This window comes from Parafrankia soli, assembly GCF_001854695.1.
GTDB classification, from domain to species: domain Bacteria; phylum Actinomycetota; class Actinomycetes; order Frankiales; family Frankiaceae; genus Parafrankia; species Parafrankia soli.
The window spans coordinates 14425-37728 of record NZ_MAXA01000001.1 but is presented as its reverse complement, the minus strand read 5'-3'; the positions used below and the strand labels follow the sequence as shown (position 1 = coordinate 37728).

Annotated in this window: 16 protein-coding genes; 9 read left to right on the top strand and 7 right to left on the bottom strand. The window is 73.6% G+C overall.

Annotated elements, in window-relative coordinates; translation table 11 throughout:
* Positions 1 to 382 precede the first annotated feature (382 nt).
* The 7 genes from BBK14_RS00145 (at position 383) to BBK14_RS00115 (ending at position 10097) form a co-directional block, all read left to right on the top strand.
* Complete coding sequence (locus BBK14_RS00145; RefSeq protein ID WP_071059120.1) at positions 383 to 2167, top strand: glycoside hydrolase family 15 protein; 1785 nt, start codon at positions 383 to 385, stop codon at positions 2165 to 2167.
* Between the two features lie 176 nt (positions 2168 to 2343).
* Positions 2344 to 4038 (top strand): FAD/NAD(P)-binding protein, encoded by a 1695-nt coding sequence (locus tag BBK14_RS00140; protein WP_241830997.1) that lies wholly within the window; start codon positions 2344 to 2346, stop codon positions 4036 to 4038.
* Positions 4039 to 4067: 29 nt separating this feature from the next.
* On the top strand, positions 4068 to 4502 hold the full coding sequence (locus BBK14_RS00135) for a hypothetical protein (protein WP_071059118.1): 435 nt from the start codon (positions 4068 to 4070) through the stop codon (positions 4500 to 4502).
* A 207-nt stretch (positions 4503 to 4709) separates the two neighbouring features.
* Complete coding sequence (locus BBK14_RS00130) at positions 4710 to 6197, top strand: FHA domain-containing protein (protein ID WP_071059116.1); 1488 nt, start codon at positions 4710 to 4712, stop codon at positions 6195 to 6197.
* Between the two features lie 164 nt (positions 6198 to 6361).
* A complete protein-coding gene (locus tag BBK14_RS00125) occupies positions 6362 to 7321 on the top strand; it encodes a DUF305 domain-containing protein (protein WP_241831034.1) in 960 nt (319 codons plus the stop codon).
* Positions 7322 to 7577: 256 nt separating this feature from the next.
* Complete coding sequence (locus BBK14_RS00120) at positions 7578 to 9260, top strand: SulP family inorganic anion transporter (protein WP_241831033.1); 1683 nt, start codon at positions 7578 to 7580, stop codon at positions 9258 to 9260.
* A 111-nt stretch (positions 9261 to 9371) separates the two neighbouring features.
* On the top strand, positions 9372 to 10097 hold the full coding sequence (locus BBK14_RS00115) for a YceI family protein (RefSeq protein ID WP_071059111.1): 726 nt from the start codon (positions 9372 to 9374) through the stop codon (positions 10095 to 10097).
* 104 nt (positions 10098 to 10201) lie between these two features.
* Here BBK14_RS00115 and BBK14_RS00110 read toward each other — a convergent pair whose 3' ends face one another.
* The 3 genes from BBK14_RS00110 to BBK14_RS41530 form a co-directional block, all read right to left on the bottom strand.
* Positions 10202 to 11977 carry a regulator gene (locus tag BBK14_RS00110; RefSeq protein ID WP_071059109.1) on the bottom strand — a complete coding sequence of 592 codons (1776 nt, stop codon included), beginning with the start codon at positions 11975 to 11977 and terminating at the stop codon, positions 10202 to 10204.
* Between the two features lie 23 nt (positions 11978 to 12000).
* Positions 12001 to 12723, bottom strand: a complete 723-nt coding sequence (locus BBK14_RS00105) for a cysteine hydrolase family protein (RefSeq protein ID WP_071059106.1) — start codon at positions 12721 to 12723, stop codon at positions 12001 to 12003.
* A gap of 797 nt (positions 12724 to 13520) precedes the next feature.
* Positions 13521 to 16106, bottom strand: a complete 2586-nt coding sequence (locus BBK14_RS41530) for an MFS transporter (protein ID WP_338045404.1) — start codon at positions 16104 to 16106, stop codon at positions 13521 to 13523.
* Between the two features lie 143 nt (positions 16107 to 16249).
* Here BBK14_RS41530 and BBK14_RS00095 point away from each other — a divergent pair, with 143 nt between their 5' ends.
* On the top strand, positions 16250 to 16978 hold the full coding sequence (locus BBK14_RS00095) for a TetR/AcrR family transcriptional regulator (RefSeq protein ID WP_071059104.1): 729 nt from the start codon (positions 16250 to 16252) through the stop codon (positions 16976 to 16978).
* Positions 16979 to 17137: 159 nt separating this feature from the next.
* Positions 17138 to 18952, top strand: a complete 1815-nt coding sequence (locus BBK14_RS00090; RefSeq protein WP_071059102.1) for a protein kinase family protein — start codon at positions 17138 to 17140, stop codon at positions 18950 to 18952.
* Positions 18953 to 19004: 52 nt separating this feature from the next.
* Here the strand turns inward: BBK14_RS00090 and BBK14_RS00085 are convergent, their stop codons facing one another.
* The 4 genes from BBK14_RS00085 to BBK14_RS00070 all read right to left on the bottom strand — a co-directional run bounded on the left by BBK14_RS00085 (position 19005) and on the right by BBK14_RS00070 (position 23013).
* Positions 19005 to 19484, bottom strand: coding sequence for a hypothetical protein (locus tag BBK14_RS00085; protein ID WP_071059100.1), 480 nt, complete (start codon positions 19482 to 19484; stop codon positions 19005 to 19007).
* A 95-nt stretch (positions 19485 to 19579) separates the two neighbouring features.
* Positions 19580 to 20065: a DNA glycosylase AlkZ-like family protein gene (locus tag BBK14_RS00080; RefSeq protein ID WP_071059098.1), complete on the bottom strand. Its 486-nt coding sequence runs from the start codon at positions 20063 to 20065 to the stop codon at positions 19580 to 19582.
* A gap of 99 nt (positions 20066 to 20164) precedes the next feature.
* The gene (locus tag BBK14_RS38650; RefSeq protein ID WP_241831031.1) at positions 20165 to 21493 is read right to left on the bottom strand and encodes a CE1 family esterase; all 1329 of its coding nucleotides are present in this window, start codon (positions 21491 to 21493) and stop codon (positions 20165 to 20167) included.
* Positions 21494 to 21603: 110 nt separating this feature from the next.
* Positions 21604 to 23013 carry a wax ester/triacylglycerol synthase domain-containing protein gene (locus tag BBK14_RS00070; RefSeq protein WP_071059096.1) on the bottom strand — a complete coding sequence of 470 codons (1410 nt, stop codon included), beginning with the start codon at positions 23011 to 23013 and terminating at the stop codon, positions 21604 to 21606.
* Between the last annotated feature and the right edge of the window lie 291 nt (positions 23014 to 23304).

Sequence of the window (23304 nt, the reverse complement as noted above, 5' to 3'; positions counted from 1 at the left end):
CGTAGGGCGCCCGCCCAGGCACCGGGCACCCGAGACCCTCCACAGCCCGCCGGGCCCTCCGCCGCGCCCCCCTCCCGCGACGGTCGCCGCAGCGGCGACTTCACCGTCAGAACAGGGACTTCCGCCCCGGGCCACCCGCCCGGAGCCCCCCGCGCCGGGCTACTCCCGGCCTACCCCGATCGGGTAGTGGGGGGCACTTTCGGCGGTGGCCGCCGGCCCGGCGGGACGGGCGGGATGGCCTGCCCGCTGGGATACCTTCGGCTGACCACGCCGAAGTGGGCTGCAGTGACCACTCCCCGAGGCGACGCACCGCCCGCCCGGGGGCTTCCCGCAAGGCCCGTCCTCCGGCCGCGCCCGGACATCCCCACCCGCGGAGGTCCGCATGCCCGCATCCGACTACCCGCCGATCGAGGAGCACGCGGTCATCGGCGACCTGCGCACCGTGGCCCTGGTCGCCACGGACGGCACGATCGACTGGTACTGCCCGCAGCGCTTCGACGGCCCGTCGGTCTTCGCGAGCCTGCTCGACGCCGACCGCGGCGGCTCCTTCCGCATCCACTGCTCGCAGTCGAAGGCCAAGCAGCTCTACCTGCCCGACTCGAACGTCCTGATGACCCGCTTCCTCACGCCGCACTCGGTGGGCGAGGTCGTCGACTTCATGGTCCCGGTCGACAACGACCTGACCGAGACGCCGCACGTGGTCGTCCGCCAGGCCCGCGCCGTGCGCGGCACCGCCGGGTTCCGGCTGCGCTGCGACCCCCGGTTCGACTACGGGCGGGCCTCCCACACGGTGACGCTGGTGCCCGGCGCCGGCGCGGTCTTCGAGTCGGCCACCGGCACCCTCGTGCTGCGCACGGCGCTGCCGCTGCGGATCGAGGGCACCGCGGTCGCCTGCGACTTCGAGCTGACGATGGGCGAGACGGCCGACATCGTCCTCGAGTGGGACTCCCGCATCCGCCCGCTGCAGCCCGGCGAGGCCGACAACCTGTTCACCCGGACGCTGGAGTACTGGCAGACGTGGGTGCGCCGGGGCCGGTACCACGGCCGTTGGCGGGAAATGGTGCTGCGCTCGGCGCTGGTGCTCAAGCTGCTGGTCTACCGCCCGACCGGAGCACTCATCGCGGCGCCGACCACCTCCCTGCCGGAGGAGCTGGGCGGGGTGCGCAACTGGGACTACCGCTACACCTGGATCCGCGACGCGGCGTTCACCACCTACGCGCTGATGGCCCTCGGGTTCACCGAGGAGGCCGCCGCGTTCATGGACTGGCTCGAGCAGCGCTGCAAGGAGGCGCCGCCCGAGCTCGGCCTGGGCGTGCTGTACAGCGTCGACGGCAACGCCGACCTGGACGAGATCGTCCTCGACCATCTCGAGGGCTACCGGGGCTCGAGGCCAGTGCGCATCGGCAACGGCGCCGCCGGCCAGCTCCAGATCGACATCTACGGCGAGCTGATGGACTCGGTGTACCTGTACAACAAGCAGGTCCCGATCTCCTTCGGGCTGTGGGAGGCGCTCGGCCGTCAGCTCGACTGGCTGGCCAGGCACTGGGAACAGCCCGACGAGGGCATCTGGGAGACCCGGGGCGGACGGCAGCGCTTCACCTACTCGGCGGTCATGACCTGGGTGGCGTTCGAGCGTGCCTGCCGGATCTCCCGGCAGCGCGGTCTGCCCGGGCCCACCAACGACTGGAAGGACCACGCCGGGCGGGCCTACCGGTTCGTCCAGAACGAGGCCTGGGATCCCCGGAAGGGGGCCTACATGGAGTTCCCGGGCTCGCCGCGGCTGGACGCCTCGCTGCTGTGCATGCCGCTCGTGAAGTTCTCCGGCCCGACCGACCCCCGCTTCCTGTCGACGCTGGACCGGGTCGGCTCGGAGCTGGTGAGCGACAGCCTGGTGCGCAGGTACGCCGCGGACGGCAGCGACGGCCTGACCGGGGACGAGGGCACGTTCAACCTGTGCTCGTTCTGGTACGTGGAGGCGCTGACCCGTGCCGGCCGCACGACCGAGGCCAGGCTGGTCTTCGAGAAGATGCTCACCTACGCCAACCACGTGGGGCTCTACGCCGAGGAGATCGGCCCCTCCGGCGAGGCCCTGGGCAACTTCCCGCAGGCCTTCACCCACCTAGCCCTGATCAGCGCGGCGATTCACCTGGACCGTGCCCTGGGCTGAGCCGACCGGGCGGTGTCTTGCCTCGGACACCCCGCCCGGAAGGGTCACCGGGCCACCTATCCTGGCAATCCGGTCCCCGGTGGCCCGGTTCTGGCGGTCCAGCCCTGGCGGCGGTCCGGTCCCGGTAGTCCGGTCGCGGCGCCGGCGGTCGCACCGGCGCGCGGCGGCAGGCCCGGGTGAGCGCGCCCGGCGAGGAGGTGGAGGCGTTGGTCGGCCCACACCCGCCCGGCGGCCCGGACGACCCGCTCCACGGCCCCACCACCGTGCTCGGCAACTCCGCGGCCCCGCAGGCGCCACCCGTCACAGCACCGCAGGCACCACCCGCACCAGCCCGGGTGGGCGGGGGCGAGACCCATGGCGACCTCACCCGACGGCTGATCGAGACGTCGGTCTGGACGGACCGCATGCTCGCCGACGCCGGCATCCCCGTCCACGACGCACCCCTGGTCACGGTGGGCGGTGGGATCGGCTCGTTCGTCCTGGTCGACTACCTGCGCATCGCGGGCGCGCCGACCTCGGCGATCCGGGTGCTGTCCAACATCGACACCCCCTGGCAGACCTACCGGTACCTGACCCGGGTCTCGCAGATCCCCGACCACGAGCGCATCCGCTCGGACTCGAGCTCGACCCCGGACAACATCTGGGCCTTCCCGTCCTACGCGGTACGGGAGGCGTTCGCGGCCCGAGGCCTGCGCGGGTTCGTCGAACCGCTGTGGCGGGTCGCGACCGAGCCACTGCTGTCGGACTACTTCACCCCCCGCATCAGGATGGTCTTCGACGGCATGGCCCGGGAGGCCGCCCGGATCTCGTACCCCGAGATGCTGGTCTCCGGGCAGGTGCGGATGGTCCGCCGCCGCGCGGGCGGGGGGTACCTGACCGTCCTCACCCCCCCGGCCGGACGGTCCGCGACGAAACGGATCGCCTACCGCAGCCGGTACGTCCACCTGGGCGTCGGCTACCCGGGGCTGAAGTTCCTCCCGGACCTGCAGGAGTACCGCTCCCGGTACGGGGACGTGCGGCGGGTCGTCAACGCCTACGAGCCGCACGAGCACGTCTACGACGAGCTGATCCGGCACCCGGCGACCGTCGTGGTGCGCGGGGCGGGCATCGTGGCCTCCCGCATCCTCGACCGGCTGATCACCGACCGCGACCGGCACGGGGCGAGGACGCACATCGTGCACCTGTTCCGCACGTATGTGCGCGGCTCGCACGGCCCCAGCGTGTTCATGCGCCGCCGGGGCGGCGACGGCTGGGCCTACCAGGGGTTCAACTACCCGAAGTCGGTCTGGGGCGGCCAGCTGAAGGCACGCATGCGCATGCTGGAGGGCGACGAGCGTAAGGCGCTCTACGACACGATCGGCGGGACGAACACCCCCCGCCGGCRCCGGTGGCAGGCTCAGCTCGCCCGCGGCCGGCACGAGGGCTGGTATGTGACCCGGGTGGGCGAGGTGGAGCGGCTCACCCCCGGAACGGACGGGACGGTGGTCACCCGGGTCCGCACCGCCGACGGGATGCTGGAGGTGCCGGCGGCGTACGTCATCGACGCCACCGGCCTGGTGGCGGACATCCGCGAGCACCGGGTGCTGGCAGACCTGCTCGACCACTCCGGAGCCGGGCACAACCCGCTCGGCCGGCTGGACGTGGAGCGGACCTTCGAGGTCCGCGGGACCCGCAACGGGCCGGGGCGGCTCTACGCCTCGGGCGCGGCGACCCTCGGCGGCTACTTCCCGGGCGTCGACACCTTCCTCGGTCTGCAGATCGCCGCCCAGGAAATCTGTGACGACCTGGCCGCGGAGGGATTCGTGCCCCGGATAGGGGTGGCACGTTCGGTGTCGCAGTGGGTGCGTTGGATGCGCAACCAACCGGTCTGACGCCGCACACGATCGGAGAAAATCGCCTCATGGTGCCGACCCTGGCCGGACGGCTTCAGACCCGCCTGTTCCTACTCGCCACCGTCGGGGTCGTTCTGACGGCGCTGATCGCCCCGCTGCTGCCCACCGAGGCATCTGCCGGGGCCGCGTGGCGGGCGAGTTTCGGCGTGCTGTGCGCGGTCGCCCTTCTCGGGCTGGGCTGGGAGCTCGTCTACCACGGGCTGCAGCAGTTCCGCTGGGAGAAGGACTGGCCGACGATGTTCGGCCTGCTCACCGCGGTGAACGAGGGCCTGCTGGTGTGGCTGGCGGCGCGGGCGGGCGCCGTTCCGGGTGCGGACGGCGTCGAAGGAAAGGCCTTCCTCGTCCATTTCGGGCTCGTCTGGCTGGCGGTGTGGCTCTGCGCGAACGGCCCGATGCGCGTCCCGTTCCTGCGGTGGCGTTTCCACGGTGGCCGACTACTCTGACGGCGGTGCCGCCGCCTTCCCGGGGCCTTTACCACGTTCGCCGCGGCCGCCGCGCCGCTGCCCCGCCGGTGGGGTCCGCACAGCGACACCGGAGGTTCCAACCACCGCTCTCGCGGCAGGATAAGTGCGGTACGCCGTGCGCGGGTGCCGCTAGTCTGAAGATCGGTACCGTTTGCACGGCGCGGGTGGGCGGCGAAGGGCGAGGCAATGGCGGGACTAGACCGTTTCCGGGTCGTGGTCGGCACGGGGCACGGCGGGCACACGGGCGTGGTCGTCAGACTGCCCGGGGTGCTGGTCGTCGCCCACGTGGGCCGGCCCGAGACCACCGAGACCACCAAGCGGCTGCTTGCCCTGTGCGCCGAGGTGGCCGGCGAGGCCGGCACGGCGGCGACGATGGGCCGCCGCCTCGTCCGCCGCGTCGCCGGACTGCTGGCCGACGCCGATCCGGACCGCGTCCCCGACTTCAGCCTCCTCACGACGGTCAACGACCGGGTCGCCGCGCTCGTCCACGGCGCGATGGACGTCGTCGCGACCGGCCCGTCCCCCGTCTCGCTGTCCGGGGTGGATTCGGCTACCTGGGTCGACCGCCTGCTGCCCGCCGAGATCACCCGGCTGGAGGTCGGGCCGACCGGCACGATCGGCGACGGCGCCCCCACCGGCGGCATCGACGACCTGGGCTTCCCGCTGGACCTGCGGATCGGCGCGGTGCCGGGCACCGCGGTGAGCCTGGTGGCCGACGACTCCCCGGCGCTGCCCGCCCCGAAGGCCTCGACCGACGCGCTGCTGGCCGGCTTCGAGTCGCCGCGCGAGCCGATGACGGGGGCGGCGCCGATCCCCACCTCGGGCGCCCGCATGCCCGACCCGCTCTCCACAGCTCCGCCGGCGCTCACCCCGCTGCTGAGCAAGGAGGAAGAGGCGCACCGGATGCGCGCGGCCGCCGAGCCGACGCAGGCCGCCGACTTCGACGAGCTCGAGGAGGACCCGCCCACGGAGCTCGCCGGTCGGGAGCCGGCGCCCTCCGGGCACTCGTCCGGGCACCAGCACGGGGGCGGGCACAGCTCGATGGGCCACACTCCGGGCGGCCCTCCCGGCCTGCACGACGATCTCGGCGACGACCTCGACGACGACCACGACGCCATGACGCAGCTGCCGGGGCAGACCTTCACCGTCTCCGACCTCATCGAGGACGACGAGGCGCAGACGATCCTGCCGAACCCGTCGCAGCCCCAGGTCGAGGGCGTCCTGTGCGCCCACGGCCACTTCAACCACCCGCAGGCGCCCTACTGCGCCGAGTGCGGCCTCTCGCTGGCCCAGCAGACGAACCGGACGGTGCTCGGCCCCCGGCCGCCGGTGGGCGTCCTGGTGTTCGACGACGGCCAGACCGTCAACGTCGACATGGACCTCGTGATCGGGCGTCAGCCGGACCGCGACGAGGCCGTCCGCGCCGGCAACGCGCGCCCGCTGCCCGTCGAGGACGGCGAGAGCGCCGTGTCCCGGGTCCACGCGGTGATCACCCTGACCGGGTGGGACGCGGTCATCACCGACCGGGGGTCGGCGAACGGCACCTACATCGCCCCGCCGGAGGCGACGGTGTGGACCCCGCTGAACCCGCACCAGCCCGCCCCGCTCGTCCCCGGGACCCGCGTCCAGGTCGGCAAGCGGACCTTCGTCTTCAACTCACACCTGCAGGTCTGAGCGCCCCGGGAAGCGCCCCGGGACGGCCGGCCCAGTGCCGGCCGGATGCTCACCGGGGGCCGGGTGACCTGGCCGCGCGGGCGGTTCGCCCCTGACCGGGCGCCGACCGTGGGCCACACTGGACGGTGATGAGCCGAGCCGACGAAGACCGGGGCGTGAGCGCCATGCCACGTGACAGCAGAACCGCAGACGGCACACGCGCCGAGACCGACGCGGCGGCGCCCATGGCCTCCGCCGCGGCCGCCACCGCGACCAAGCCTTCCGGTATGACCCCCACCGTGACCGAGGCCGCCGGGTTGTCCGACGCCGCGGAGGCCGAGCGGACGAGCCCCGGAAGCGACGAGGACGTCCTCGTCGGCGCGGCTGGAAGCGGGCCGACGGCGGGGGCACGGGCCGACCGCGCGCCGGCCTGGGTCCGGCTCTGGTGGACGCCGCTCGTCCTGTTCGCCGTCCTCGGGCTGCTCGCCGGCGGCGCCGGCCTGCGCGTGCTGCTGGACCGCCCGCCCGCCGACAACTCGGTCGACGTGGGCTTCGCCCGGGACATGTCCGAGCACCACTCCCAGGCCGTCCAGATGGCGATGGTCGAGTTCAACCACGGAGGCAATGCGGACGTCCGCAACATGGCCCAGGACATCGCGCTCAGCCAGCAGCGGGAGATCGGCGTCATGGACGCGTGGCTGTCCGGCTGGGGCCGTACCTCGACGTCCGCCAACGCGCCCATGGCCTGGATGGCCGATGACAGCGCCGGCGGCCACGGCGACCACGGCACCGCGGGGACCGGCGCGATGACCGACGGAACCATGCCCGGCGGCGGCATGACCGGCGGCGGCATGACCGGCGGCGGCATGACCGGTAGGACCGGGGAGACCGTGCGGATGCCGGGCATGGCGACCGAGTCCGAGCTCGGCGCGCTCGCGGCGGCGAGCGGGCGCGACCTGGACGTCCAGTTCCTGACCCTGATGATCCACCACCACCGCGGCGGCGTGGCCATGGCGCAGTACGCCTCGATGCACGCCGACGACGACCGGGTGCGGGCGCTGGCCCGGGCGATGGTGGTCAACCAGGCCTGGGAGATCGACCAGATGCAGCGGTACCTCGAGCAGTTGGGCGCGCCGCGGGCCTGACCCGGAGGGCCCGTAGATCCGGTTTCGAGGGCTTTGTATCGTCATATCTGACCTACCGGAAGAGTTGGGGGACGTCCCCGCCGCCGGGCCGGGATGGCATGCCACCCGTCCGGGCGGGAGAGGCGAGGGTGTCCCGACTCCGGTGGCGTGTGCCCGCCCTGGCGGGACGCCCCGGCGTGCCGACCGGTTCACCGAGGTGACGTCTCGACGCCGCGACGTCACCGCCTCGCGCCTGTGAGAGTTCCGCGTGCCTGAGATGTCCCGGGGCCAGCCCTTGCCCCAGCCCGCCGTTCGCCGTGCCCGCCTTCCCCGGGCCCGGCCACGGCTGGCCGGTGCCCGCTGGGCGGCGCTGGCCGGCGTCCGGTGGGGCGTCCGGTGGCCGGGGCTGCGCGTGGTCCGCGTCGAGCTGCTGGCCGGCCTGGTCACCGCGCTGGCGCTCATCCCGGAGACCATCTCGTTCTCGGTCGTCGCCGGGGTGGATCCCAAGGTCGGCCTGTTCGCGTCGTTCACGATCTCCGTCGTCATCGCCTTCACCGGCGGCCGCCCGGCGATGATCTCGGCGGCGGCGGGCTCGATGGCGCTCGTCGCGGCACCGCTGGTCCGCGACCACGGCCTGGACTACCTGCTCGCGACCACGGTCGGCGTCGGCGTGACGATGTTCGTGCTCGGCCGGCTCGGGGTCGCGCGGCTGATGCGCTTCGTGCCGCGCACGGTGATGATCGGTTTCGTCAACGCACTGGCCATCCTGATCTTCATGGCGCAGATGCCGCACGTCATCGGCGAGTCGCTGCCGGTCTACCTGCTGGTCGGGGCCGGCCTGGCCATCCTGCTCATCGTCCCGCGGCTCACCCGGGCCGTGCCGCCGCCGCTGGTCGCGGTCGGCCTGCTGACCCTGACGACCGTCGCGTTCGACCTGTCGGTGCCGACCGTCGGCGACGAGGGCGCCCTGCCCGGCTCGCTGCCCGTCCCGGGGCTCCCGTCCGTCCCGATGACCTGGGAGACGCTGCGGATCATCGCGCCGTACGTTGTCACGCTCACCGCGGTCGGCCTGCTGGAGACCCTGCTCACCGCGCAGATCGTCGACCGGATGACCGACACCACGCACGACGCCAACCGGGAGGCGTGGGGACTGGGCCTCGCCAACGTCGTCAACGGCTTCCTCGGCGGCATGGCCGGCTGCGCCATGATCGGCCAGACGATGGTCAACGTCTCCTCCGGCGGCCGGACGCGCCTGTCCACCTTCGCCGCCGGCGCCTTCCTGCTCCTTCTCGTGGTCCCGCTGCGGGGGATCGTCGGCGTGATCCCGATGTCCGCCCTGGTGGCGGTCATGATCCTGGTCTCGGCGATGACCTTCGAGTGGCGCAGCGTGGCGCCGTCCACGCTGCGGCGGATGCCGCGCTCGGAGACCCTGGTGATGGTCGCGACCGTCGCGGTGGTCGTGCCCACCCACAACCTGGCGTACGGGGTGCTGGTGGGTGTCGTGCTCTCCGCGCTGCTGTTCACCCGCCGGGTCGCGCACCTCACCGAGGTCACCAGCGTGCTCGACCCGGAGGGGGGCGAGCGCCTCTACGCCGTGGGCGGCCCGGTCTTCTTCGGCTCCAGCAACGACCTGGTGAACGCCTTCGACTACGCCCACGACCCGCCCCGGGTCGTCATCGACCTCGCCGACGCCCAGATCCTGGACTCCGCCGGGGTGGCCGCGTTGGACGACGTCCTGCAGAAGTTCGCCGAGCGTGGCACCACCGTGCACCTGGCCGGCGCGACCGGCGGCACCGAGGCGATGCTCGCCCGGCTCTCGACCGCGCCGCCGGACCGGGCCGCCGGCCGCGAACCGCGTGAACCGTGCCCGGAGGAATCGCCTGGCGCAACGAAGAAATCCCGGCCCCGAACGGCCGACAGACCCGATGCCGAAGCTGGGCCGAGCACGCCCCGACGGTGATCGGGCGGCGTGGGCCGACACGCGCCCGTCGCCGTGCCATCAGGTTTAGCTCAGGTTGCCTGTGCAACATTGCCCCCAGGATGATTGAACCTTCAAGAAGGTAGGTACCTGGTGGCAGACAGCACGCCTCGTAAAAAGCGGCGCTGGCCGCTGATCCTGGTCGGCGCCGTCGTGGCCGTGGCGGTCCTGGTCGTGGGCGGCACCGCGTTCTACATCAACGTGATCAAGGAGGACGCCCCGGAGGAGTTCGCACTCGACGACCCCGGGCCCAGCACCTCGTCCGCCGGTTCCACGGCCGGCGACTCGGTCGACGGCGTGTGGCGGATCACCGACGGGTCCGAGGCCGGCTACCGGGTCGAGGAGGTCCTCTTCGGCCAGAAGACGACCGCCGCGGGCCGCACCTCGGAGGTGTCCGGGTCGATGACCATCGCCGACGACGGCGTCACCGAGGCGCAGTTCGAGGTGCAGATGGCGTCGGTGAGCAGCGACGAGGATCGTCGCGACAACCAGTTCCGCGGCCGGATCATGGACGTCGACACCTATCCGACGTCCCAGTTCACGCTCACCGAGCCGATCGACCTGGGTTCGGTGCCGGCCGCCGACGAGACGCGCACCTACCCGGCCACCGGAACGCTGACCATGCACGGCACCGCCCGCGAGGTGACCATGAACCTGCAGGCCCGCCGCGCCGGCGACCAGATCCAGATCGTCGGCCAGATCCCGGTGACCTTCGCCGACTACGGCATCCCGAACCCGAGCATCCCGGGTATCTCAACCGAGGACCACGGGATCATGGAGGTCTCGCTGAAGTTCGTGCGCGGCGAGCCGACCGAGTAGCTCCTCAGCACGCCCGCCGGGCGATCCGGCCGCTGACACCCCCGGCCGCCGACACCCCCGGCCACGCTGGCCGGCCGGGCCAGGCGGCCGGGGGCGCCCGGCAGTCAGGACGTCGCTGCCGCCGGCTTCCCGGTCGCGGGCTGAGCCGTGGCGGGCTCAGCCGAGGACGGCTCGTCCGCGCCCGGTCGCCCGCCGTTCACGGCCGCCGGCACCGCCGTCGGCGCGGGTTCCGGCACGGCTGCCGGCGCGGCGTCGCCGCGGGAGCGCTGCGGGGGCACGCCGTGCACCCGTTCCAGCTCGATCTCCTCGGCGTCGGGCACCCGCGGCGCGGGCTTCGTCAGGGCCCAGATCGCGCAGACCACCGCGAGGAACAGATAGCCCAGCGCGACCTGGCCGCTGGCGTTCCACTCCACCTTCTCGCCGTGGATCAGGCCGACGAACGCCAGCACCGCGCCGGCCGCGGACGCGATCGTCGCGTGGACGAACCGCTTGTCGATGATGAACGCCACGATCGTGCCCAGGACCAGACCGGCGAGGACGGCCCCGTCGCCGAGGACGTGCAGCCCGTGCAGCAGCACGCTGTTCGCCTCGAGATCGTCGTCGGTGACGGTGAGCTGGACCGACGGGTTGAGGTTGGACGCCACGCCGACCGCGGTGGTCACCGTGTTGTCGATGAGCCCCGCCGCCCAGGACGCGATGTTCGGGATGATCGCCGCCACCACCGCGGCGCCGTGCGCCTTCGGTGACACCTGGAAGGCCTGCGCACCGATCAGCAGCCCGATGTAGAGCAGGATCGGCACGATCGCCGGCAGCGGGAGCACCGCGTTGAGCAGGCTGAACATCCCCAGGAAGCACAGCAGCGCGATGACGGCGCCGGTCGCCAGCGAGTACCCCGTCCGGCCACCGGCCGCCTTCCAGCCGGGATGGCCGATGTAGACCGCGGGCGGGAACGGGGAGCCCAGCGCCGCGCCGACGACCGCGCCGAGGCCGTCGGCGAGCAGGATCGGCCGCAGGTTGTAGCTGTCCCCGGCGGACGCGGCACTCTCCACGTTGGTCATGCCCTCGGTGAAGTTGTAGACCCCGAGCGGGATGGCCGTGGCGAGCAGCGGCGAGATGTCGGACAGGCCGTCGATCAGCTTGTCGAAGTGGAACGTCGGCAGCGAGACAGCGATGTCCTTCGCCGCGTCGCCGACCGCGGGGGCGTCCATGAAGCCGCCGATCCAGCCGATCGCCGTCCCCAGCAGCAGCGCGACCGCGCCGATCGGCAGGTTCCACGGCAGCTTCAGGTCGGTGAGCAGCCCGATGAGCAACAGGCCGAAGACCGGCAGCGCGATCCAGGCGGCGTCCCACATCTGCGCGGCCGGCCGCATCGAGATGAACGCGATGGAGATGCCGGCGAGCGTGCCGAGCATGGCCGCGCGCGGGGCGTAGCGGCGGATCGTCGGGCCGACGAAGGCGCCGATCATGACGATGATCCCGATGATGAACGCCCAGGCGAGGCCCGCCTGCCAGGCGGCCACCGGGTCCTTCGTCTGCAGGTAGATCGGCAACATGATCACGAAGACGACGATGAACATGTGCGGAACGCTCGGCCCGTACGGCATGGCCGTGACGTCGCCACGGCCCTCCTTGAGGGCCAGCCGGCGGCCGAGCCAGGCGTAGAAGAAGTTGCCGAGCAGCATCGCGATGCCCAGCGCGGGCAGGATCGCGCCGAACACGTCCTCCTTGGGGATGTTCACCACGAACAGGCACAGCGACGTCAGGACGATGACGTTGACCAGGACGTTGATGCCCAGGCCGAAGAACGCGTTGGTGTCGCCCTTCGTCCAGTAGGGCAGGTTGACCGACCGCTCGGCCGGCGGGCTTCCGATTTTGATCATGACGGGTACGGTCTCCCTGGGATTCAGGACGCGGCGACGGCGGACGAGGCGACAGCGGAGGCGCCCAGAACCGCGAGGGCGTCGAGGAACTGCTCGGAGGAGGCGACCCAGCCGAAGATCCCGCCCTGCGCGGCGATCATCTCCAGGGCGACCCGCTGGAACTCGGGAAAGTAGGAGCCGACGCAGTCGGAGAGGACGAGGCACTCGTAGCCGCGGTCGTTGGCCTCGCGCACGGTCGTGTGCACGCAGACCTCGGTGGTCACCCCGGTGACGACGAGGCTGGTGATCCCACGCGCTTTCAGGACGTCACCGAACTCGGTGGCGTAGAACGCGCCCTTGCCGGGCTTGTCGATGACGGGCTCGCCCTCGGCCGGCGCGAGCTCGTCGATGATGTCCTGGCCGTACTCGCCGCGGATCAGGATGCGTCCCTTGGGGCCCCCGTCACCGATCTTCAGAGTGGCGCCGCCCCGGTTGAGCTTGGCCGGCGGGAGGTCGGAGAGGTCCGGCAGGTGCCCCTCCCGGGTGTGGATCACGGTGAGACCGACGGCCCGGGCCGCGGCGAGCACGGCCGCGAGCGGCTCGATCGTGCTCCGCAGCTGGGAGACGTCATTGCCCAGGCTCTCGCCGAAGCCACCCGGCTCCAGGAAGTCGCGCTGCATGTCGATGAGGACGAGCGCGGTCGTCGCCGGGTCGAACGTGTACTCGTAGGGACGCGCACTCACGGTGAGCGGTGCTGTGGGTGTCATGACGTGTCTTTCGCGCGAAGGGATGGGAGATCCCCTCCGGCCGGCCGGCCGGCGCGGGGCCCGTGCGAGGGCCGCCAGGAGGATCAGGTCCAGGGGCGAATCCGCTGCCGGGCGGGCGGATCCGCGCCCCGTCGGCGGTCGGGCGTCCGAAGACCATCCCCCGGTGTGCTGCATGCAGGTCAGGGTCGAGCGCGGTCGTTTCAGCTCACGTCCTGTCACGTAACACGGCGATGAACATGTATCCCGACTTGTATCCATCTCCGTATACAGATCTTGGTGACGGGTCGACCTCCGACTCCTCCCAGGGCTCGGGCGACTCCTCCCAGGGCTCGGGGTGCCGGCGCGAGGCGGACCCCGAGGCGGGGACAGCCACCGGCCACAAGGCAGGCCGGCCGGTCTCAGCCGCCACCGGCCACAAGGCACACCAGCCGGTCCCCTGTCTCAGCCGCCACCACCCCCACCCCAGACCGCCCGCCCGCGGCTGACCCGCCACGCTTCGCCGTCGCCGCGGGTCAGCCAGGCGAGGCGGGGTCCATTCTCGACGTTTGGCTACTTTGGGAGTTTGAGAAACTACTCTGTGTTCGATCCGATGCCGCAGAGAAGCGTTGGGGCCCGTCACCAGTGGTGACGGGCCCCAACGCTGGCTGTTCGATTCTCCGCGCCCGGTGTACCCGGAGCCCGGGACGGGCGCCTGGAGGGTCCGGAGGGCCTGGGCGCGGAACTCGGCGTTCGTCTGCGCGGACCGCGGACCAGCGGACCGGCGGACCGGCGGACCGGCGGACGCGCAGATGGGCGGGTCAGGCTTCGGCGAGGGCCTCCACGCGCTCCGGTTCCGGGCGGGCCTGGGCGGCACCAGCCGGGACGACCGGTGACTCCTTGCCCGGCATGAACACCGCCAGCGCGGCGGCCCCGAACATGAGCGCCGCGCACACCAGGAATCCCAGCGAATACCCCGACGTCAGCGCGTCGGCCCGGTCGGCTCCCGCGGCCAGCTCGCTGTCGGTGTGCGTGTCCGCGACGATCGCCAGGACGGCCAGGCCGACGGCGGCGCCGATCTGCCGCGCGGTGTTGAGCAGCCCGGACGCGAGCCCGGCGAGCTGCGGCGGCACCCCCGCGGTGGCGGCTGTCGTCACCGCGACCATGTTGATGCCCATCCCGAATCCCAGCAGGGTGAGCGGTCCGAACACCTCGCTCCAGTACGAGCCGTGCGCGCTCAGCGCACTGAGCCAGCAGACACTCGACGCCACGATCACGGACGCGCCGATGATCAGCGGACGGGGGCCGAACCGGCCGACCGTCCGGGAACTGACCTGCGACCCAACAATGATCATGATCGGCATGGGAACCAGCGCCAGGCCGGCCTCGAGGGGCCCCTGCCCCTTCACCTGCTGCAGGTACAGGGTCAGGAAGAAGAACAGTCCGAACATGATCGAGCCCATCACGACGCCGATCGTGTTCGCGTACCGCAGCGCCCTGCGCCGGAAGATGCCCAGTGGCACCAGCGGGTTCTCGGTACGTGACTCGATGATCAGGAACGCCGTGAGGAGCACAGCCGCGGCAACCAGCCAGCCGACGGTCACCGGCGAGCCCCAGCTGCTGGACTCCGTCCGCACGATGCCGTAGACCAGCGCCGTGAGCCCGGCCGTGACGGTCACGGTGCCGGGGATGTCCAGGTCGCGCACTCCGCGAGCCTGACCACGGGACTCGACCAGCGCCGCCCGCGCTCCGACAAGCAGCACCAGCCCGATCGGCACGTTGACGAACAGCACCCACCGCCAGTCGGCGATCTCGGTCAGCACGCCCCCGGCCAGCGCACCCATCGCGCCGCCGCCGGCGGCGGTCGCGCCCCACATGCCGAGCGCCCGGGCGCGCTCCCGCGGATCCGGGAACGAGGTCATCAGGATGCTCAGCGTCGCGGGCGCGAGCACCGCACCGCCAAGCCCCTGCACCGCACGAGCGACGATCAGCATGACCTGGTTCTCGGCGAGGCCGCCGGCGAGGCTGGCCGCGGTGAACAGCACCAGCCCGGAGATGAACACCCGGCGCCGCCCGAACAGGTCCGCCGCCCGCCCGCCGAACAGCAGCAGCCCGGCGAAGGCCAGCGTGTAGGCGTTGACCACCCACTGCAGACCAGACGAGCTCAGATCCAGCTCGGTCTGCATGGACGGCAGCGCGACGTTCACGATCGAGACGTCCAGGACGACCATGAACTGGGCGAAGCAGCACACGGCCAGCACCGCCCAGGCCGGCACCCGCCGCCCCCGGCCTGCCGGGGCGGCCGTCTTCTCCCCGGCGACCTGGCCCGGCGCGAGCGCCTCCTTCTCCGCGGCTCCGGCCGGCGCGACCGTGCCCTCCGGAGACGCCGTGCCCTCCGGCGAGTCCAGGCCCTCGGACGTCACCGCATCCGCCGACGTCACCGCGACCGGCGGGGCGGCCGGGGTCGCCGCCACCGCGGCCACCGCGACCGTGGCAGCGGTCGCCTGCTCAGGAACGACGATCTCGACCGGCTCCGCACCGGCCTCCGGCTCCACCGCGCTCCCATCCGCGACCGCGGCCTGCGCCTCGACGTCGGATCCGGCCTCGGTCCCAGATCCGGTCTCGGTCTCGGTCCCGGTCCCGGTCCCGGTCCCGGTCCCGACCTTGGTCCCGGTCCCGGCCCCGGTCTTGGTCGCAGCCTCGGACTTGACCTCGACCGCCTCCGTGGGCTCAGCCGCGATCTCGGGCTCGACCGCAACCGCCGGCTCGGCCACAACCGCAGCCTCGGCCGCGATCTCGGACTCAGCCTCGACTTCGGGCTTGGCCTCAGGCTCGACTTCGGGCTTGGCCTCAGGCTCGGGCTCAGCTGGCGGGCTCTGCCCCTCAGCCTTCTCCTCGGCCACGCCCGCGCCAGCGGCCACCGCTTCGGCCGTCACCTCGGCCTTCTCAGCCGCCGGTTCGTCGGTAGCCACCGTCCCGGCCGCCACCTCGGCCTCTTCGGCAGGCGCCTCGCCGGCCCCGGCCACCACGTCAGCCTGTTCGCGGTCAGCCGCTTCGCTGTCAGCGCCTTCGCGCGCCACCCCGGCGCCCGCGGCCGCCGCATCGACAGCCTCGCCGTCGGCACTCTCCCCGTCAGCACTCTCGCCGTCGACACTCTCGCCAGAGGCAGCCTCACCAGCGACGACCTCACCAGCGGCAGCCCCACCGGCAGCAGCCCCAGCCGCGGCGTCGTCGCCGCCGGTGGGTCCGAGGTCGCCAGCGCCCGCGGCGGCATCCGCCGGGGCTTCGGGCGTCACCGCCTCGCTCGCCGCGGCCGGCGTCGCCGTGCCGGTCCGCCTGCGCGCCTGCGCCCCGGCACCCCTGGATCCCGCGGATCTCGCTCTCGGCTTGCCCCTGCTCTTCGCCATCGCGCCCTCCCACAGCCGCACCGGTCGTCGATCTGGCGGCCGCGCCGGCCCGCGACCAGGTCCCCGTACACCGTACGGACGTCCGACCGACCCTACGTCGTACGCTGTACGGAATCCAAACCGTATCCGGGGAGCAACGTGCGATGAACACCACATCCGTCGACCCGGCCAGGCCCCGCGGAGCCGGTGACCGACCGGCCGCCAGCCGGGCCGGGCTGTCCCGTGAGCGGATAGTGGCCGTGGCCCTGGAGATCGCCGACGCCGAAGGACTCGACGCGGTCTCGATGCGGCGCGTCGCCGCCATGCTCGGCGTCGGCACGATGACCCTCTACACCCATGTCCAGGACAAGGAAGCACTGCTGGAGCTGATGCTCGATGCGCTGACCTCCGAGCACCTCCTCGCCGACACCGGCCCGGACTGGCGCACCGGCCTCACCCGGATCGCCCGCCTCACCCGCCAGAGCCTGCTGCGCCATCCCTGGGCGCTGGCGCTCGGCCTGCGCCCCGCTCTCGGGCCGAACAAGCTGCGGCACATCGAGCAGTCCCTCGCCGTCGCGTCCGGGCTCACCACCGACCCGGCGGCCCAGCGAACGATCGTGCACGCGGTCGACGACCTGGTCGTCGGCTGCGCGATGCGGGAGCTCGCGGCGCGGGCCATCGAGGCCGACGTCCCGCGCCCGTTGTGCGGGCTGCGGCGCCGCATCGACGCCGAGCCCACCCTGCGGGAGCTGCTCCACAGCGGGGAGTTCCCACACCTGGCCCGGATGCTCGCCGGGGACGCCCCCTTCGCCTCGGAACGGTTCGAGCAGGCGCTGACCTGGCTACTCGACGGCATCGAGCGGACGTACCGGCCCGATTCCCCCACAGCCTGAAGCCCTCGCCTCCACCCGCGGCTCGCGGGTCGAGGCGGCGCGAACCGGGGCGAAGAGCAGCGAAGAACGCGGACCGGTCTTCACGGAAACGGCCCGAGCGGCTACCTTCGACCGGGTGAGCACCGTCGGTCAGCACGCCGCCACCAGGCGGGAGTCCGTATGACCACGGCCGCGTCCGGAATGACGGCGGCCGCGTCCAGGCCGGCCACAGCCCTGCCCAGGCGGGTGCGGCCTCTGCTGGACGGCGACCCGTCCACGATCGGCCCCTACGCCGTCCTCGGCCGGATAGCCCAGGGCCCGGGCGGGCTGGTCTTCCTGAGCCGCGCCGTCGGCGGCGCCCAGGTAGCGCTGCGCGTTCCGGAACCACCTCCCACTGTCAGCGAACGGGACTCGGAGCCACCACCCACAGCCACCGGGCAGGGCCCGGACGCGGCGCGGCGGCTGCACGCGCACCTGTGTGAACGCTTCGCCGCCGCTGCCAACAGCGCCCGGGCCGCCGCCGGCCCGCACCGCTGCGCGGTCCTGGACTCCGGAGTCGTCGCCCCCGACCCCGATGTCCATCTCCCGGCCAGCGCAAGCGCCGACGGCGGCGCCGAGCCAGCGGCACCGTCGCGGTTCGCGGGGCTGCCCTACCTGGTCACCGAGTTCGTCGACGGACCCACACTGGCCCGGGAGGTCGCCGAACGCGGGCCGCTCTCCCCCGCCGAACTGCACGTCCTCGCATCGGCGCTGCTCGACGGACTACGCGCCGCCCGTCGGGCCGGCGGCCCGGCCCGGGACCTGTGCGTCCCGACCCCCGACGACATCGTGCTCTCCCTCACCGGCCCACGGCTGGTCAACCTGGGCCTCGGCATGACCGCCCGACCCGGTGGCGACGACGGCCCGCCGGACCCGGCGGTCGCGGCCTGGGCCCGCGTCGTCGCGCTTGCCGGCACCGGCTGCCTTCCCCCGCCTGGCTGGCCGAACAGCGGTGGGATGGACGACCCCGCCACCGTCGCGGTGCTCAACGCCATGCCGCGGGGCCAGGTCCGCACCGTGCTGAGGGACGCCCTCACGAGCCCTCGCCCGACACCCACGCCGGCCCGCACCGCCGGCGGAAGCAGCGGAAGTGGCACGGGCGCAAGAATCGCCACGGAGCGGGATGCCGCCGGGCTCGCCCGACTGGACAGGTTGCGGGCCAGTCTCGACGACCGACCCGGCATGCCGGTACGCGGACGCCGCCGCGCCGGATCACGATCCCGGTCCCCGGTTCGCCAGGCCCGCGAGGTGGTCGGTGCCGGCGCCGCCGGCGAGATCCGCCGGGCCGGCGGCAGCGGCAGCGGCAGCGGCAGCGGCAGCGAGGGTGTCCGGTCCGGCGACGCGGCGCGCGGGCGCGGGCGCTGGCGGCCGGTCGCGGCCGGGGTGATGACCGCGGTCACGGTGGTCGCGGTGGCGGCTTCCACGGGTCCCTCGTCGGGGCCGACCGCTGTCGTCGCCGGTGCCACCGTGCCGCTGGCGGGTGCCCCGCGGGGCACGCCTGTTCCGACACCCGTCCCGGATCAGCCCGGCGACCCGCGGCGACCCGGAGGGGCTCGGGTCGCACCCGCCCCGCCACCCGCCGAGCCGGCCCCGCCTCCTGAGGAGCCGGGCACGGCGGAGCAACCCGCGGTCACCGAGCCGGGCACTCCGCTGAGCCAGCCACCGAGCGGCCCGACCGCGTCCGGCGGAACAGGCGGGTCCCCGGCCCGTGCCCGCCCCCCGGGGCCGGCCGGCCGGCCGGCCCCGGCGCGCCTCGCGGTTGCCGCACCTACCCCGGAGTCGGCGACCACCCCGCACGCCTCGACCCCACCGGCCGCCCCGATGCCCCCGGCCGCCGCCGCGGGCGCCGGACCGGCACCCAACGGCCCCGGCCCAGCACCGGCCTCGCCGACGCCGCCACCGACCAGCGGTCTCACCCCCGTCCAGATCGGCGTGGTCCCGCTGTCCCCGCGCTGACCCGCAGGAATCGCCGCGCCGGCGTGGCCAGGGCGGATGTCTGATGCGGCGACTAGTCCCGGACGGCGCCCGCGAGCCACACGACGTGGACCGGCTTGTGCTGGCTTCGCGCGTACGCGACGACGTCCGCGGTGCCGGCGTAGTCGCGGGCGGGCTGGCCGTCCCAGACGGCGATCAGCTCGTCCACCTCGTCGACCAGGGCCTCGCTGGCTGCCATCAGCGCCGCCAGGTCCACCTCGGGCCCCGGCAGTGTGCGCACGCGCGTGGCGGCGGCGCGCAGGCGGTCGTAGTCCGCTCGGTGCTCCGGCGGCAGGAACTCCCGGTAGTCCCGCGCGGGCAGGACGGCCACAAGCCGGCCCCCGAGGCCGAGCACCAGGTCGGCGAAGACGCTGTCGGTGCCCTCGGCGAGGCAGCTCACACCGACCAGCTCAGCGGCCCGGTGCCGGCCCAGCAGGCGCCGCATCTCGGCGGTCGTGAACGTCTCGACCTCCGGCGACAGGACGCGGTGCCCGGTGATCCCCACGACGGCCATCTTGCAGGCGCTCCTCTCACTCCGCTCCCCTGCCACAGGGCACTCCACTCACCAGGCCCCCCGCCGCAGGGCGCTCCTCCCGCCGGGAACCCCGGTCACACTGCGCTGCGCTCGCTGGACGTTCCGCTCACCGAGCGCGACCCGAGCTCGCAGGCGAGGGCGCCGGCCAGCGAGCCCCGCGGCTCGACCTCGATGCCGTCCAGCTCCAGCCAGCGGGCCAGGGTCCTGAGCTCGGTCGCCAGCGCCCGCTCGGCCCGCCAGCGGAACAGCGGCTGCCACTGCACGGGAACGAGGGACGCCTCGTGCGCCCAGTACTCGAACGCCTTGCGGTCGGTGTGTACGTGGCTGTCCAGGGCGTTGGTCGGGTAGGGGCCGAAGCGGGAGAAGCCGGGCAGGTAGTGCGCCCTGGCCAGCACGTTCGCCGAGTCGATCTGCACGACGCCGACCAGGTCGAACAGGTTCCGGATGGCGCGGGCACCGGCCGGGGCCGGCCCGTGGGGACGGATCAGCCCCTGGGCGGCGAGCGCGAGCCGCCGGACCTCCCCCGGGGTGAGCTCGTCGCCCCGCCCGGATTTCCCCACGGATCGCAGCGTATGCGGGATCCTCCGTCGCGAAGGTTGCTTCGAGCCAAGTGGCGGACCCGCCAGCGGCCAGGCCACCGCTGCCCACGCCCCGGCCGGTCAGTTCCCCAGTCGGAACCGCGACACGAAGCTCCAGATCACGGCGTTCGCATCGAGATCGCCGCTGACCCGACCCAGCACGTCGACCGGGAACAACGAGACACCGCCGGGCCAGGTGTGGCCGCCGCCGACAATCTCGTAGAGAACCACCGGCGTGCCGGCCTGGCAGCCGGCGAACCCGTGTCGGACGACGGTCGTGCCGTCGGCCGGGGCCCGGTCGGGCAGGGGGGTGTCGACGGTCGTCGCCGCGCAGCCGGCGGACCGTGCCCAGGCCTGCGCCCCGGCAGCCGCCTCCGCATATTTGAGCACCCGGTCGTCGGCGCCGTGGAGGACCACCATCGGCACCGGGGCGGGCCGGGCCCGCGGGTAGCCGGGACATCCGGCTCCGGGCGCCGACCCCGCCACCGTGGCGAACGCGGCGAAGCGGTCGCGGGCCCGGCAGGCGAGCGACTGCGTGAACAGACCGCCGTTGCTGGTGCCGGAGGCGTAGAGGCGGGACGGGTCCGCCCCGAACCTGGCGATCACCAGGTCGGCGAGCGCGCGGGCGAACCCGGGGTCGTCGACGGGCGGGGAGTCCTCCCCGCCGGGCACCCCCTGCCAGCCGATCCCCTCATGCGCCGGGACCACCAGGAGGTAACGCTCGCGGTCGGCGGACGACGACAGCCGGCCCGTAAGCTCCGCCACCGCCGGGGTCTCGAACATCCCCGGGAAGTGGAACAACGCTGGGAGCGGGCCGGCCGGCGCCTCGACCGGAACCCGCACCGCCGCCCACCGGTCGACGCCCGCGTGCCGGAGCCGGACCACGTGGTCACCGGGATCAGGCACGCCGTCCACGATGGTGATCTCGGCCGTCGAGGGCCGCCCGGGACCGCTGGCGGCGTCCAGGCCGCGGACACGAGCCGGGCCGGACCAGGTGGCGGTTCCGTCGGCGGGCCGCAGCACCTCACCGCGGACGTCCGCGGTGATCTCGATCCCGGCGGACGGGTCCCGCAGGGCCCACGAACCCGACCACGGCCGGTCGGCCGCGGCGTCGCGGCTGGCGGCGATGGTGATCGTCGCGCCGCCGCGCAGCTCGGCGGCGCCGCCCACGGACCGGGTCCGCTGCTCCCAGATGTCGTCGAGGACGGCGATCCCGCCCTCGGTCGCGTCGCCGGCGGCGCCGGTCAGCGCGTAGCCGTCCCCGGGGCCTGGCCCGGTGTCGCGGAGCCGGACCGACACGTGGTCGAGGCGGTCCGAGGCGGCGGCGGACGCCACGGTCAGCTCGGTGGCGCCGCGTGCCGGCCCGCCGGCACGCGCGGCCACCGGGGTGACGCAGGCCACGACAAGCATCACCACCGCCGGCAGCACCCGCCCAGCCGAGCCCCCCGACACAAGCCAGCCCCCTCGCCCAAGCCAGCCCCCTCGCACAGCCCGGGCCCGGCGCGGGGCCGGCGTCCGGGTCATGGCAGCGCCCGGTTCCCGGCGAACGCCCGGACGGCGTCGGCGAGCAGCGTGACCTCCGCCGCCCACAGCCGGGCGAGATCGCGCGATCCGGGCAGACCGGCGTCCGCGGCCGTCCCGACGCTCACGGTGTCACCGAGGCCGCCGAGGTGGCAGGCGAGCCGCTCGCCCGGGAACAGGGTCGGGACGGGCACGGCCGTCGTGATCGGCCGTCCGGCCGCGGCCAGTGGGCCCGGCGCCCCGGCCTGGTTGGACACCGACAGCACCGACGAACGTCCACTCAGCCCGGCGCCGAACAGGCGGGGCCGGGCCCGCGCGGGCAGCAGCTCGAAGAGCAGGCGCTCGCCCAGGCCGAGCGTGCCGCCCTGCTTGAGACGATCCGTCCGGTCACGTACCGCGAACAGGCGGCCGAGTGGGAGCGGCTCGGCGCACGGCAGGACGACGCGGGCACCCGCCACGAAGTTCGCGAGCATCGCGCGCTCCCCCGGCTGGCGGGTGCTGACGGCCATCGCGACCGCCATCCCACCGGCCCGGCCGGACAGCGCACCCCCCGCCCTGACCATGCCGCCAGCGCCACCCACACCAGCCGCATCGCCCGCGCCGTCCGCGCCGTCCGCGCCGGTCCACCGTCGCAGGGCGCCGGCGAGCGCCGCCAGGAAGGCGTCGTTGACGGTGCCGCCCACCGCGGCGCCGATCGAGCGCAGCAGCGACAGGGACGTCGTCTCCCAGCTGTGTGTGGTCCGCCCCGCCCACGGAGCCGCGAGGACCGCCGACCCGGCGGCGGGGGTGAGCCACCGCAGGGAGCGCGCGGCGGCGGCTCCGACCTCCCGGGCCCGGGCGCGACCGGGTTCGCGCCGCTGCGGCGGGACGAACGCCATCGGGTCGGTACCGATGCCGAACAGGGCCGAGAGGACGAGGTTCTTCGCCGTGCCGTCCTGCTGGATGTGGCTGGCCCGGTAGAACAGGGCGAACTCGGTGTCGTCGGCGGAGCGCAGCAGCCACAGCTGCCACGGCGGCCCCGACAGCGGCACCACCGCGCCGCTGAGCCGTTCCACGAAGTCGCGCAGCGCCGTCCCGGCGAACCCCGGTGCCGCCGCGGCCCCGTCCACGGACGGGGGTGCGGGCGCGGCCGACGACACCGGGTGCTCGCGGACGAGGCAGTCCAGGTCGACCTCGGGATCGGCGCGCCAGCCGTATCTCGCGCGGCGCCCCGGCAGGCAGACGAGCCGCTCGGTCAACAGCGGGAACCGGCGCAGGCGCTCGGCGACAAAAGCGCGCAGCTCGTCGATTCCAGGAGCCGGTCCGGTACCGAGAAGCAGGCAGTTCACGTTTATCGGCACGTCGGCGTGTAGGAGCTGGTATTCGAGCAGGGCGGTGTCGAACGCGTTGAGGAAGCGGATGCGGTCCATCGACTGCGGGCTCGCTCTCTGCTCCGATTTCAAGCCACGGATTCGACGCGGTGGCAACCGGGGCAGGGGCCGGAGAAAATCCGCTGAGCCGGCGCGCCAGGAAGACGACGAAGGCGTTGGAACTGGGACCGGCGCGCATCGCCTCGAAAGGCGAGCGGAGAAGAATTCGCGGACGGGTTCGGCGACCGGGCGGCGGCGTGCCACCGTTGGACACCGTAACCCGGCCGGCTGGTCCGGGCTGGCCCGCCGCCCCTTTCGGTGGCACCCACCCCGGAATTCGACCGCCGGGCG

Bases quoted from the DNA above. Each gene is read 5' to 3' on its own strand.
- BBK14_RS00145 (WP_071059120.1), top strand. From the start codon at position 383: ATGCCCGCATCCGACTACCCGCCGATCGAGGAGCACGCGGTCATCGGC.
- BBK14_RS00135 (WP_071059118.1), top strand. From the start codon at position 4,068: ATGGTGCCGACCCTGGCCGGACGGCTTCAGACCCGCCTGTTCCTACTC.
- BBK14_RS00130 (WP_071059116.1), top strand. From the start codon at position 4,710: ATGGCGGGACTAGACCGTTTCCGGGTCGTGGTCGGCACGGGGCACGGC.
- BBK14_RS00125 (WP_241831034.1), top strand. From the start codon at position 6,362: ATGCCACGTGACAGCAGAACCGCAGACGGCACACGCGCCGAGACCGAC.
- BBK14_RS00120 (WP_241831033.1), top strand. From the start codon at position 7,578: ATGTCCCGGGGCCAGCCCTTGCCCCAGCCCGCCGTTCGCCGTGCCCGC.
- BBK14_RS00110 (WP_071059109.1), bottom strand. From the start codon at position 11,977: ATGATCAAAATCGGAAGCCCGCCGGCCGAGCGGTCGGTCAACCTGCCC.
- BBK14_RS00105 (WP_071059106.1), bottom strand. From the start codon at position 12,723: ATGACACCCACAGCACCGCTCACCGTGAGTGCGCGTCCCTACGAGTAC.
- BBK14_RS41530 (WP_338045404.1), bottom strand. From the start codon at position 16,106: ATGGCGAAGAGCAGGGGCAAGCCGAGAGCGAGATCCGCGGGATCCAGG.
- BBK14_RS00095 (WP_071059104.1), top strand. From the start codon at position 16,250: ATGAACACCACATCCGTCGACCCGGCCAGGCCCCGCGGAGCCGGTGAC.
- BBK14_RS00090 (WP_071059102.1), top strand. From the start codon at position 17,138: ATGACCACGGCCGCGTCCGGAATGACGGCGGCCGCGTCCAGGCCGGCC.
- BBK14_RS00085 (WP_071059100.1), bottom strand. From the start codon at position 19,484: ATGGCCGTCGTGGGGATCACCGGGCACCGCGTCCTGTCGCCGGAGGTC.
- BBK14_RS38650 (WP_241831031.1), bottom strand. From the start codon at position 21,493: ATGCTTGTCGTGGCCTGCGTCACCCCGGTGGCCGCGCGTGCCGGCGGG.
- BBK14_RS00070 (WP_071059096.1), bottom strand. From the start codon at position 23,013: ATGGACCGCATCCGCTTCCTCAACGCGTTCGACACCGCCCTGCTCGAA.